Genomic DNA, 11,824 nt, shown 5'->3' on the forward strand with positions numbered 1-11,824 from the left:
CGAAAAATCATGAGTTTATTTAATGTATATCCACTATTCGACATTACACCCACTTTTGCAAAAGATGTGTATGTGTATGATGAAAATAACACGAAATATTTGGATCTTTATGGCGGCCACGCTGTGATTTCTATAGGACATTCGCATCCAAAGTATGTAGCTGCAATATCTAATCAAGTTAAAAAATTAGGATTTTATAGCAATGCGATTCAAAATCCGTTACAAACACAATTAGCAGACAAATTAACAAGTTTATCTGGCAGTAAAGGATATCAATTGTTTTTGTGTAATTCTGGCGCAGAAGCCAATGAAAATGCATTAAAACTTGCATCATTCCATACACATAAAGCAGAAATATTGGCGTTCAAAAATTCTTTTCACGGTCGAACTTCTGCCGCAGTAGCCGCTACAGATAATGCTAAAATCGTTTCACCATTAAACGCGCAACAAAAAGTAAACTTTGTGTCATTGGGCGATTTGGAAGCCGTAGAAACCATTCTAAAACAAAATAAAACCTGCGCTGTGATTATCGAATGTATTCAAGGAGTTGGCGGATTGGACGAAAGTACGACTGAATTTTACCAAGGACTTGCCATACTTTGTAAAACCTACAATACCGTGCTAATTGCTGATGAGGTGCAATCGGGTTTTGGGAGAACGGGCGATTTCTTTTCCTTTCAAAAACATCATATTACGCCAGATATTATTTCCATGGCAAAAGGAATGGGCAACGGATTTCCTATTGGCGGAATTCTGATTCATCCATCCATCAAAGCATCTTTTGGTTTGCTTGGAACTACGTTTGGCGGAAATCATTTGGCGTGTAGTGCTTCTTTGGCGGTATTAGAAGTCATAGAGGAAGAAAACTTAATTCAGAATGCAACTGAGATTTCAGCATATTTCATAGAAAAAGCAAGCGAAATACCTGAAGTTAAAAAAGTAAAAGGTCGCGGTTTAATGCTTGGATTGGAATTTGATTTCCCAGTTGCTGAATTGCGAAAAAAGCTCATTCACAAGCATCACATATTCACTGGAAGTGCTAAAAATCCGAATCTGATTAGAATTCTTCCACCATTAACAGTCGCTAAAAAGCATCTCGATTTGTTTTTTGATGCGTTGAAAGAAGCATTAAAATGAAGAAGTCTTGATTTTATCTATCGGTTTGAGTGTGTCACATCGAGCGCAGTCGAGATGCAATAGAGAACAAGAAAAAATGAACAAGAGATGAAAATTATTCTATTTATAAATAACGAATTAATTTTTATCAGCTAAAAAAGTTTAATTAAAAAAGATTCCCACTTTCGTGGGAAATAACTATGAAAAAGTACACCAACATAGATGATATTGAATCGTTTCCCGAAATCATTCAAGAAGCGATTCAACTCAAAGAAAATCCTTTCGCTTATGAACATTTAGGAACACATAAAACCTTGATTATGTTATTCTTCAATGCGAGTTTGCGTACGCGATTGAGTACTGAAAAAGCAGCAAAAAATCTTGGAATGCAGGTCATGATTTTAAATGTGAATGATGCTTGGAATTTAGAATTTGAAGATGGAAGTATCATGAATTTCAATACTACCGAACATATCAAAGAAGCGGCGCAAGTGATTTCGCAATACGCGGATATCATTGCAGTACGCGCATTTCCAAGTTTGGTAGACAAAGAAAAAGATGCTTCGGAATGGATTCTGAATAGTTTTGTGAAACATGCCACAGTTCCTATCATAAACATGGAAAGCGCAACCATGCATCCGTTGCAAGCGTTGGCAGATGCGATTACTATTGAAGAATTGAAAAAAACAAAAAAACCTAAAGTGGTTTTGTCGTGGGCACCACATCCAAAAGCGTTGCCACAAGCAGTCGCCAATTCGTTTGTAAAAATGATGCAACATATTGATGTTGATTTCTACATCACACATCCGAAAGGATATGAATTGAATCCAGCAATTACGTTAGATACACCAATTCTGTACGATCAAAATGAAGCGTTAGAAGGTGCTGATTTTGTGTATGCGAAAAATTGGAGTAGCTATTCCGAGTATGGCAAGATTTTAAATCAAGATTCCAATTGGATGATGACACAAGAGAAACTGAAAACAGCAAAATTCATGCATTGTTTGCCTGTACGACGAAATGTTGTGGTAACTGACGCAGTTTTGGATAGTTCAAACTCTGTCGTGATTCAACAAGCAAATAATCGAACATTCGCAGCACAAATTGTATTGAAGAAAATTTTAGAAAATTTATACTGATGAAAACACTAAAAATCATAAAAATAGGAGGGAATATCATTGATGATGAAGTGGCTTTGCATAAATTTCTAGAAGGTTTTGCAAAACTAGCTTCACCAAAATTATTAGTTCATGGTGGTGGAAAATCAGCGACTAAATTAGCAAAGGAAATGCACATTGACGTTCAAATGAATGAAGGAAGACGAATTACGGATGCAAAAACCTTGGACATTATTACCATGATGTACGCTGGAAAGATCAATAAAATGATTGTTGCAAAATTACAAGCAAATAATTGCAATTCCTTAGGTTTTTCAGGAGCTGACGGAAATAGTATCGTTTCTGTAAAGCGTCCAATTCAAGAAATCGATTATGGATTTGTAGGTGATGTAAAAAAGGTAAACACAACTATTTTGAAAGTCTTGCTTGAAAATAAGATTACGCCAGTTTTTTGCGCCATTACACACGATGAAAACGGACAATTATTAAATACAAACGCAGACACCATTGCTTCCGAATTGGCAGTTGCTTTCGCGAACGATTTTAAAACAGAATTGTATTACTGTTTTGAAAAAAATGGCGTATTGAGAAACATTCAAGATGATGATTCGGTCATTGAAAACATTACTACTGAAACCTATCAAACCTTACTAAATGAAGGAATTATTGCAGATGGCATGTTGCCCAAACTCAACAATTGTTTTTACGCACTGCAACATCAAGTACAAAAAGTATGTATTGGACAACCAACGATGCTTTTTCAAAAAAATATAAAACACACAACCATTCAACAATGAACACGCAAGAATTAACAACTACGGCAATTGCATTGCTCAAGAATCTGATTGAAACACCATCGTTTTCCTCAGAAGAACAGGATACTGCCAAACTTATAGAAAATTGGTTTCAACACTATGAAATTCATTTTAAAAGAACACAAAACAATATTTGGGCGACGAATTTATTTTATGATGAAAACAAACCGACATTGCTATTAAATTCGCATCATGATACCGTAAAACCTAACAATGGATATACAAAAGATCCTTTTAAAGCCATTGTGGAAGATGGAAAATTATACGGATTGGGAAGTAATGATGCTGGCGGTTGTTTGGTGTCATTACTTGCTACGTTTGCATATTTCTACAAACAGAAAGATTTAAAATATAATTTGGTGATTGTCGCTTCCGCAGAAGAAGAAAGTAGCGGCGAAAACGGCTTGAATAGTATGCTGTCTGTCATTCCAAAAATTGACGTAGCCATTGTAGGCGAACCAACGTTAATGCAATTGGCAGTCGCCGAAAAAGGATTGTTAGTCTTTGATGCAATTGTAAAAGGCACGCCAAGTCACGCAGCACATCCAAATACGGATAACGCTATTTACAACACGATTGACGTTTTAAAATGGTTTCAAGATTACCGATTTGAAAAAACATCTGCTGTTTTGGGCGATGTAAAAATGACGGTAACACAAATTAACGCTGGAAAACAACACAATGCCGTTCCAGCGGACGTAAAATTAGTAGTGGATGTTCGTGTGAATGATGCGTATTCTAATCAGGAAATTGTTGCTATTCTTCAAAAAGAAGCACCTTGTGAACGTATCATTCCAAGAAGTTTAAAACTGAATTCGTCTTCCATTCCAATGGAACATCCATTAGTACAAGCGGGAATTACTTTGGGAAGAAAAACCTATGGCTCTCCAACTTTATCAGATCAGGCAGTATTGTCGTGTCCATCCTTAAAATTAGGTCCTGGCGACAGTACGCGTTCGCATACAGCGGATGAGTTTATTTATTTGCGCGAGATTGAAGAAGGCGTTCAGATTTATATTAAATTATTAAATAACGTACTATGATGATGGATTCCTGCCTTCACAGGAATGACAAAATGAACTAAATAAAAATAGATTCCTGCCTACGTAGGAATGAAAAAAAGTAACGCAAATGAAACTCTGGGATAAAGGAATTAGTATCGATAAAAAAATAGAAACATTTACAGTTGGAAACGATCGAGAGATTGACATGCATATTGCAACGTATGATATTCAAGCTTCGTTGGCGCATGCTAAAATGCTGCAAAAAATACAGATCATTTCTGCGGAAGAATTGCAACAGCTTACCGAAGGTTTGGAAGCGTTACAATCGCAATTGGATGCTAAAACTTTTGTGATTGAACCGCAGTTTGAAGATGTGCATTCAAAAATTGAATTTGAACTCACTAAAAAGTATGGTGATGTTGGGAAAAAGATTCACACCGCACGATCTAGAAACGATCAGGTTTTGGTGGCGTTGCAGTTATTTTACAAAGAGCATTTGAAATTGGTCATGACAAATACCAAAACGTTTTTTGATACACTTTTGCAATTGGCAGAAACACACAAAGAAGCCGTATTGCCAGGCTACACACATTTGCAAGTTGCGATGCCTTCTTCGTTTGGATTGTGGTTTTCGGCGTATGGCGAATTGTTAATTGACGATATGTACGTATTAGAAGCGGCACTTAAAACCGTAGATCAAAATCCACTCGGTTCTGCCGCAGGTTATGGAAGTTCATTTCCAACTGATCGAGATTTTACCACACAAGAATTAGGATTTAAAACTTTAAAATATAATGTTGTTGCTGCGCAAATGAGTCGTGGGAAAAGCGAACGAACGATTGCGATGGCATTGGGAAGTTTGTGCAATACACTATCGCGATTTGCGATGGATATTTGTTTGTATATGAGTCAGAATTTTAATTTTATTTCCTTTCCGGATGAATTAACGACTGGAAGTAGTATTATGCCACATAAAAAGAATCCTGATGTTTTTGAATTGATTCGCGGGAAATGCAATAAAATTCAGGCGTTGTATTCAGAAGTACTTTTAATTACGAACAATTTACCAAGTGGTTATCATCGAGATTTTCAATTATTAAAAGAGAATATCATCGGTGCTTTTATGGATGTGAATGATATTTTGGAAATATTCAATCATTCCATTCAACAAATTAAGGTAAAAGAGATTGATCTCACCGATGAAAAATATCAATATCTATTTACGGTAGACACGATTAATAATTTAGTGATGGAAGGCGTTTCTTTTAGAGATGCGTATCAAAGAATAGCTAGCCAAGTTCAAGACGGAACGTACACGCCAGACATGTCAAAAGAACACACGCATGTTGGAAGTATTCATCATTTGTCTTTGGATAAGATTCGCGATAAGTTTCCTGAATGATTCCTTTTTACACATTTTTAGTTATTTAATGTGTTTAAATTCAGTAGTTGAAAGGCAATTATTTTCTATCAGGTAGTTCAGCTTGGTTTCTAAAATCAGGCTATACTGCGCTAAAAAAAACGTGTGCACCAATTTACCTTTGGAGTGTATTTAATTAACAACTCTAAAAACAATTTATTATGAGCACATCACTAAAAGTAAAATTAGACATTTCAAAAAACATGAAAGATTCAAGCGGAAATCCTATTAAGGTTTACACCCATGATTATTATTACAAAACGCAAGCGGATAAAGACAAAGGTAGTTCGACGGCATATCGCGAATGTGTATCTGGTCGTACGGTTTGTGGTAGTCCTATAAATTATAATACAGCGAGTCCTGTTTGTAGCTGTGAAACTAAAGGTTCTGGTTCATGCGCCTTTGATGACAGTAAATGGGCACTTTATTTCTGGGACAATGATTCGGCAATTACTTCAGGGAATATTGGGTATGTACATTTCAAAGAAACCTGTGGGAGTAGCAAATGGCATGTATCGGGTTCAGGTTCTGTTGGGAAATATTTGGTATCGGTTGAAATGCAAAGCAATACTGAAGCAAAAGTTACGATACAACTATCGGCATCTTAATCAACTCTCTGTAATTTCAACACATATTTAAAACCTATGTATAGCTAGTTTTCTAGTTGTACATAGGTTTTGTTTTTTGAAGCACTAGCTATACGCAATTCTGTATCAAATTGAAATTTAGGATATATTTTGCGCTGAAATGTAAAATAAGTACTTTCGTTGGCTGTAAATGACGAATAAGAAGAATCAAGAGCCAAGAATATAGAATATAGAACCAAGAGCATAGATTCAAGATTCAAGATGAAGCATAGAGAAAATTTACTACAAGCAAAAAAATAATCTAAAAGTCTAACAAAGTCCAAGGAGTCCAAGAAGTCTAATTAAGTCTAGGAAAAAATGAAAAGTATCGCCGTCTATTGTGGAAGTAGTTTAGGAAATGACCCAAAAATTGTTGCAGATGCTACACAGTTAGGAGAAACATTAGCCAAGCAAAACATTACGCTCGTATATGGCGGATCTCAAATAGGAATTATGGGAACTGTCGCAAATGCGGTTTTAGAAAACAACGGAAAAGTCATTGGCGTGATTCCTGAGTTTTTAAAGTGTAAAGAAATTGTACATGACGATGTGGAAGAAATGTACACTACACAAACCATGGTGGAACGCAAAATGAAAATGATTGATATGGCAGAAGGTTTTGTTGCACTTCCTGGCGGATTTGGTACGTTGGAAGAACTTTTTGAAGTCATTACTGCGTTGCAATTAAAACAAATAGAACATCCAGTTGCGGTTTTGAATAGCAATGGATATTACGATGAACTCATCGCTATGATGAAAACGATGATCAAAAAAGGATTGCTCAAAGAGAAAAACTTCGATATGTTGATTATTGAAACGGACATTCCAACCTTATTAGCTCGCATGCGAAACTTTGTTCCGAATGTTACACCAAAATGGATTACAGCTAAAAATTAGTCAAAGAGCACTATTTTTTAGCTAGCCTAGAAAGTCTTATAAGTCTATATTTATCATCTACGATTAAGGAAGAGACATTTACAGAATAGGTAACGTCGTTATGTTTGAATAACACTTCGCCCTTTGTTCCTTTTACATTATCTTCTTCTTTATCTTCATACATGTAATCGGAATATTCAATAGCGTTCCAAACAATACTATTTTTTTCTGCTGCTTCTTTGATTCTATTGTAATCACTTTCCATTCTACCATTATACTTATCAGCTTCTAAATTGGCAATTTCTTTTCGACCTCTTTCGCTAATTTTATCGGCATTATTTTCCCCAAATTCTTTCACTTCTTCAAACGTAAATATGGTTTTGATATAGTCGTCTTTTGACGTATTATCCATTTTTTTTAGAACATCAAAAACGTATTTCCCCATATCTTCTGCTTTTGCAACGCCTTTTGAATTTTGACAAGCAATAAATAGCGTAGAAGTAATTACTAAGGCGAAGATGTAATATAATTTTTTCATAGGTGTGTTGTTGTTGTTGATATTTTTTTAAAGATATAAATTTTATATGATTACTTCGTTGCAGGTTCAAAATTTGACAAAGTAAACAATTGTTGTTTTTCTTGATGTTCAAACGAAATTACCTTTGCTAAGTACTTTTCTGAATTGTGCTTAAAAATGACAAATCCATCATGAAATTCCACGCCGCTATCAAGTCGAAGTCGATACACATATTCTTCAAAAGTGATGTTTTTCCAATTGATTTGATGTCTTTCGCCTGATTCTTTCAGCATTTCATACGCTTGAAGCAATCCTTCTCGATGTTTCTCTTTAGAAACCTTTGTCATGGCGTTTCTAAAAGTATCTTCAATAGTAGTATCTTTTACAAACTCGCGCAATTCTTCTAGTGAAATAAAATGATTTCCAAAATCGTCACTCGAAATTGTATCTAGCTTTTGTAGCAACTCAAACGTGTAACGCCCGATTGGTTCATCTACAGTAGTGGAAGAAATACACGCAGTATAAACGACTGAAATAATGATTAAGAAAGTGATGTAAATTGTTTTTTTCATGAAAAGATGATTATGATCTATTTTATAATGTAGAAGGTATATCCAGTCTATTCAACGTTTTAATTTCTACATCTAAAAGCTCTGTGGCTTCTGTCTGAAATATAATCGTTTTAGGCTCATTTGGTAGCAAATCAAAGAAATTATCTTCAAAATGTCCTTTGGTTTTAGTATGCATAAAGACATTTTTTTGTAATGTTTTTGAAGTTACTTGAATTGCAAAACCTTGTGGTCGTTTTGTAATAAAGGTATCAATTTCATGTGCTGGCAACGCTAAATCTTTCGGCTTTACCAAATAGAATAGGGAAGTAGCTTTATAAGGAATTGTACTTGAATCGTATCTTGTATCTGAACCTGAATATTTAGCTACTTTAGCGTAGTCAAAAACAGCTTTTACTACCGTTTGTTTATGATCGAATTTTAAATCAGCAATTGGAATTTTAATAATCAACTGACTTGTATTTGCTTTTAGCGTTACTTTTTGATTGACTTCATGTAATTTTTTACCTGTAAAATCTAAGAAAGTGAGTTTCAGTTCGCCTTCTTGCGCATGCAATTTGTCTGAAATTATATAACTTTTTAGTGTATCGTTTTCTATAACAGAAGAAATCAACATGTTTTCAAACGACTTCTTCGCTTTGTAATGCAAGGCTTTCCAATTTCCCATAAAATCGATGCTCGACCACGAAACTACTGGCCAACAATCGTTCAATTGCCAATACAAACTTCCCATGCAATACGGCATCGCACGACGTTGCGCTTCAATTCCCATCGTAATTCCGCGTGCTTGCAACAATTGACTCACGTAGACATAATCGTCGCCATTTTCAGGAATCGTATAATCACGTTCCATATACTCACGAATCAACTGAAAACCTCTCGCATGCTTTTGATGTGTCACGTAACTATCATGATTCAAGTCAATACTATCTTGTTCGGTGAAATATCGAATGGTTTCATACGACGGAAATGATTGAAAGCCAAATTCGCTCATAAATCGCGGTACTTGTTCTTTAAAATGTTCAAACGGATACGCATCATGCCAAACCCACCAATCGTGCGCATCGCCTTCAAATTCAAACTTCGGATTTCCGCGTCCATATTTCGGTGAACTTTCCCAATAAGAAACCTCAGGATTGAGTTTTGAAACTGTTTTTGGCAACATACTATCAAAAACTGCCAAATATCCTTTCCAAATTGCTTCTCTTTGCGCTTCTGTTTTATCCGCTTGCCAGCCCCAACGTTTCCAACCTTCGGAGTTTTCATTATTTCCGCACCAAAGTGCAATTGAAGTATGATTTCGTAAGCGTGTTACTTGATCGATCGCTTCTTGTTGTACATTTTCCAAAAAGTCATTATCTCCAGGATACATCGCGCAAGCAAACATAAAATCTTGCCACACTAAAATTCCTTTTTCATCACATAAGTCATAAAAGATATCATTCTCATAAATTCCACCGCCCCAAACTCTGAGTATGTTCATATTGGCGTCTACGACATCATTTAGGAGTTTTTCGTATTTTTCATCCGTCACTTCATTTTGAAAACTGTGTTGTGGAATATAGTTTGAACCTTTCATAAACACTGGTACGCCGTTGAGCTTAAAATAGAACGTTTCGCCTTTTTCGTCTTTATCTGTTACCAACTCAATAGTTCGTATGCCTTTTTTGACAGTACGTTCCGCTTTTAAGGTTTCGCCTTGTTTCAGCGTAAAATCAAATGCATATAAATGTGGTTCACCTAAATTGTGCGTCCACCAAAGTTTAGGTCTTGAAATTTCTATTGATAGTTCATACGTGTGTGTTCCTTTTTTAGGCGTAAAAACCGCATAACTACGCATCCTATCATCGTATTCAATTTCTAATCTTACTTTTTTTTCTGTATCAGCAGTAATCGTATATTCAACAGTTAAATACGCAGTATTGTTGACTAAACTATCTTGTTTGATGTAAATATCTCCTAACAGCACATCATCCCAAGCTTTGAGCGTCACACGTTTCCAAATTCCCGAAGTGTTCAATTTTGGTCCCCAATCCCAACCGTACTGAAATTGTGCTTTTCGGGTAAATACGCGCGGACTTTCGGGCAAAACATACGCTAGTTTAGCGCTTTCTTCTTGTTCACGTATAGACGTTCTATCGAATTCAACACGTAGCGTATTTTGCGTTTTTGCAGTTTTTTTGATGTCAAATTTCCACGTGCAAAAAGCATTGTCTGTTTTTCCCAACAATGAATCGTTGAGGTAAATGGTCGCGTAGGTGTCCAAACCTTCAAACGTAAGCTCAATATTTGATTTTTCTAATGTTTCCGAGTCAAGCTCGAATGTACTTTGATACAACCAATCCTTTTTAGAAACCCATTGTACATTGAGTTCGTTTGTTCCTATGAATGGATCTTTTATACGATCATGATGCAACAAATCTGAATATACATTTCCAGGAACCGTAGCCGAATTCCAAACGGTATCTCCAGTTTGTTGTTTAAATTCCCAGTTTTGGTGAATCTCGACAACTTTTGGAAGGTCTTCTTTTTTGGTGCAGCTATTCAATAGAAAACCAACAATGATTAGTAAGGGAAAGTATTTTAAATTCATGAATTGATGCGTTCTAAAATTTGCTTAATTTTTTCTTTGTTGGAAGTCGCAATGCGCGTATCATTGAACAAATTAGCACTATTCATACTAATCTTAGGATTATTTATAGATTGGCGAATGCTTGTTGCGGAACAGTGAATTTCTTTAAAATTACTTTCCTTAAACAAATACACGTTACTCGGATTAATTCCGCCGCCAGGCATCACAATCAATTCATTTTCAACAGTTTCTTGTAATTCTTGCAAGAGTAAAATTCCTTTTTCGGCACTTTGCGCTTGTCCAGAAGTCAACACACGATCCACGCCTAAAACGGCTAATTGTAAAATAGCTTCTATCGGATCGGGCGTCCAATCAAAACCACGATGAAACGTGAATGTCATGGGTTTTGCAAGTTCAATCAATTCCTTCGTGCGTTCTTGATCAATTGTTTGATCTTGTAACAACACACCTGAGACAATTCCAGCGCAACCGAGTTCTTTACACAATTCAATATTTGCTTTCATGATTTCAAACTCACTTCGCGAATACGTAAAATCGCCACTTCTCGGACGAATCAATACCTGCACAGGAAGTTGAAAATCGGTCATTACTTTTTTCAGCAATCCGTACGAAGGCGTAATTCCGCCAATAGCTAGTTCTGAACAAAGTTCAATACGATGCGCGCCTGCTGTTGAAGCATTCATAGCAGATTCATACGAATTGGCACAGATTTCTAGGAGCATTTTTTTGGGTTGTTAGGTGTTGGGTTATTGGGTTTTAGTTTTTTTGTAACTGATTTCAAAGATATTGTTTATTTGAGTTATTTTGAAAGTTTTGTCAAAACTTGTGGCTGTCTACTTCTTGAGCAACAGATTCCTGCCTTCGCAGGAATGACAAGTCTAACAATCTAAGAAATCTAAGAAGTCAAAGCAAGTCCAACAATCTAACCAAGTCTAAGAAGTCCAATAATCCTTTGAAGCTATTCATTAAAGAATACTTGACGTTCCCTAAAGAATATAGTTGGTTGTACTAATAACTGTTTGACGTTGAATAATCATTATTTGGGGTTCATTAAAGAATATTTTCGGTTCATGAAGGTTTTTTACCCCTTAACGAACCCATTATAGTCTATAAAACACCGAAATTAAACGATATCTAACCGCTTTGAGATACTATCAAAAGGGCTAACGA

The 11,824-nt window shown here is 35.7% G+C and carries 11 protein-coding genes; 7 read left to right on the plus strand and 4 right to left on the minus strand.

From position 1 onward, the window contains the following. Nucleotides 1-9: 9 nt before the first annotated feature. The 7 genes from H2O64_RS15795 to H2O64_RS15825 all read left to right on the plus strand — a co-directional run bounded on the left by H2O64_RS15795 (nt 10) and on the right by H2O64_RS15825 (nt 6,996). Nucleotides 10-1,137 (plus strand): aspartate aminotransferase family protein, encoded by a 1,128-nt coding sequence (locus tag H2O64_RS15795; protein ID WP_187563181.1) that lies wholly within the window; start codon nt 10-12, stop codon nt 1,135-1,137. Nucleotides 1,138-1,316: 179 nt separating this feature from the next. Beyond that, nucleotides 1,317-2,255 carry an N-acetylornithine carbamoyltransferase gene (locus tag H2O64_RS15800; RefSeq protein ID WP_187563182.1) on the plus strand — a complete coding sequence of 313 codons (939 nt, stop codon included), beginning with the start codon at nt 1,317-1,319 and terminating at the stop codon, nt 2,253-2,255. Further along, nucleotides 2,255-3,031, plus strand: a complete 777-nt coding sequence (gene argB, locus H2O64_RS15805; RefSeq protein WP_187563183.1) for an acetylglutamate kinase — start codon at nt 2,255-2,257, stop codon at nt 3,029-3,031. The genes H2O64_RS15800 and argB overlap by 1 nt, the downstream gene beginning before the upstream one ends. Further along, nucleotides 3,028-4,092, plus strand: coding sequence for a M20 family metallo-hydrolase (locus tag H2O64_RS15810; RefSeq protein ID WP_187563184.1), 1,065 nt, complete (start codon nt 3,028-3,030; stop codon nt 4,090-4,092). Before argB ends, H2O64_RS15810 begins: the two co-directional genes overlap by 4 nt. An 88-nt stretch (nt 4,093-4,180) precedes the next feature. After that, nucleotides 4,181-5,455 carry an argininosuccinate lyase gene (gene argH, locus H2O64_RS15815; RefSeq protein ID WP_187563185.1) on the plus strand — a complete coding sequence of 425 codons (1,275 nt, stop codon included), beginning with the start codon at nt 4,181-4,183 and terminating at the stop codon, nt 5,453-5,455. A 179-nt stretch (nt 5,456-5,634) separates the two neighbouring features. Further along, a complete protein-coding gene (locus H2O64_RS15820; protein ID WP_187563186.1) occupies nt 5,635-6,081 on the plus strand; it encodes a hypothetical protein in 447 nt (148 codons plus the stop codon). A 336-nt stretch (nt 6,082-6,417) separates the two neighbouring features. After that, nucleotides 6,418-6,996, plus strand: a complete 579-nt coding sequence (locus H2O64_RS15825; RefSeq protein ID WP_187563187.1) for an LOG family protein — start codon at nt 6,418-6,420, stop codon at nt 6,994-6,996. Nucleotides 6,997-7,006: 10 nt separating this feature from the next. Here H2O64_RS15825 and H2O64_RS15830 read toward each other — a convergent pair whose 3' ends face one another. Genes H2O64_RS15830 through H2O64_RS15845 form a run of 4 tightly spaced genes read right to left on the minus strand, consistent with a single transcriptional unit; the run spans nt 7,007 to nt 11,376 of the window. After that, nucleotides 7,007-7,513, minus strand: coding sequence for a hypothetical protein (locus H2O64_RS15830; RefSeq protein WP_187563188.1), 507 nt, complete (start codon nt 7,511-7,513; stop codon nt 7,007-7,009). A gap of 50 nt (nt 7,514-7,563) precedes the next feature. Next, nucleotides 7,564-8,064: a hypothetical protein gene (locus H2O64_RS15835; protein WP_187563189.1), complete on the minus strand. Its 501-nt coding sequence runs from the start codon at nt 8,062-8,064 to the stop codon at nt 7,564-7,566. Between the two features lie 22 nt (nt 8,065-8,086). Then, on the minus strand, nt 8,087-10,654 hold the full coding sequence (locus tag H2O64_RS15840) for a beta-mannosidase (protein WP_187563190.1): 2,568 nt from the start codon (nt 10,652-10,654) through the stop codon (nt 8,087-8,089). Next, nucleotides 10,651-11,376, minus strand: a complete 726-nt coding sequence (locus tag H2O64_RS15845) for a copper homeostasis protein CutC (protein WP_187563191.1) — start codon at nt 11,374-11,376, stop codon at nt 10,651-10,653. The genes H2O64_RS15840 and H2O64_RS15845 overlap by 4 nt, the downstream gene beginning before the upstream one ends. Nucleotides 11,377-11,824 lie beyond the last annotated feature (448 nt).

The organism is Kordia aestuariivivens (genome assembly GCF_014397005.1).
GTDB lineage: Bacteria > Bacteroidota > Bacteroidia > Flavobacteriales > Flavobacteriaceae > Kordia > Kordia aestuariivivens.

What these genes read in the sequence shown, in the direction of transcription:
- H2O64_RS15795 (WP_187563181.1), top strand. Translation starts at nt 10, where the DNA reads ATGAGTTTATTTAATGTATATCCACTATTCGACATTACACCCACTTTT.
- H2O64_RS15800 (WP_187563182.1), top strand. Translation starts at nt 1,317, where the DNA reads ATGAAAAAGTACACCAACATAGATGATATTGAATCGTTTCCCGAAATC.
- argB (WP_187563183.1), top strand. Translation starts at nt 2,255, where the DNA reads ATGAAAACACTAAAAATCATAAAAATAGGAGGGAATATCATTGATGAT.
- H2O64_RS15810 (WP_187563184.1), top strand. Translation starts at nt 3,028, where the DNA reads ATGAACACGCAAGAATTAACAACTACGGCAATTGCATTGCTCAAGAAT.
- argH (WP_187563185.1), top strand. Translation starts at nt 4,181, where the DNA reads ATGAAACTCTGGGATAAAGGAATTAGTATCGATAAAAAAATAGAAACA.
- H2O64_RS15820 (WP_187563186.1), top strand. Translation starts at nt 5,635, where the DNA reads ATGAGCACATCACTAAAAGTAAAATTAGACATTTCAAAAAACATGAAA.
- H2O64_RS15825 (WP_187563187.1), top strand. Translation starts at nt 6,418, where the DNA reads ATGAAAAGTATCGCCGTCTATTGTGGAAGTAGTTTAGGAAATGACCCA.
- H2O64_RS15830 (WP_187563188.1), bottom strand. Translation starts at nt 7,513, where the DNA reads ATGAAAAAATTATATTACATCTTCGCCTTAGTAATTACTTCTACGCTA.
- H2O64_RS15835 (WP_187563189.1), bottom strand. Translation starts at nt 8,064, where the DNA reads ATGAAAAAAACAATTTACATCACTTTCTTAATCATTATTTCAGTCGTT.
- H2O64_RS15840 (WP_187563190.1), bottom strand. Translation starts at nt 10,654, where the DNA reads ATGAATTTAAAATACTTTCCCTTACTAATCATTGTTGGTTTTCTATTG.
- H2O64_RS15845 (WP_187563191.1), bottom strand. Translation starts at nt 11,376, where the DNA reads ATGCTCCTAGAAATCTGTGCCAATTCGTATGAATCTGCTATGAATGCT.